Genomic DNA, 383 nt, shown 5'->3' on the forward strand with positions numbered 1-383 from the left:
CCGGCCAAAGGTCCGTCGCGGTAGATGCCGGTGGTGTACTGGCCGAGTTTGTCGCCGACCATCCGGTTGTGTTTCGGGCACGCCGGGGCGAGGTCGTCGATGTTGGTCAACCCGCCCTTCGCGTAGTCGAGGGTGGCGTGGTGGATCTCCGAATGCGCGGCCGGTTGCGAACACCCGGGATGCGAGCACACTTGTCCGTCGGGTTTGGCGAACAGGGCCATGCGTTGCCCGCGGCTCGCCAGCCGGGCGCGACCCAAATACAGGGGCACGGTGGTGTGCTCACCGAACACCGCCAACCAGGGTTGGGCGTCGGCGGCCAACCGGATGACGTCGGTGATGGGCAGCAGGCTGTTGGTGGCGGTGACGCCGTGGCCGGTTTCGTT

General features: G+C 67.4%; 1 protein-coding gene. It reads right to left on the reverse strand.

Annotated features, from left to right (window positions below; translation table 11 throughout):
- Nucleotides 1-383: DUF222 domain-containing protein (locus tag ACPXB3_RS22545; RefSeq protein ID WP_425729873.1), on the reverse strand; the 383-nt coding region annotated here is incomplete at both ends.

Source organism: Gordonia sp. DT219 (assembly GCF_049847065.1).
Lineage (GTDB): Bacteria > Actinomycetota > Actinomycetes > Mycobacteriales > Mycobacteriaceae > Gordonia.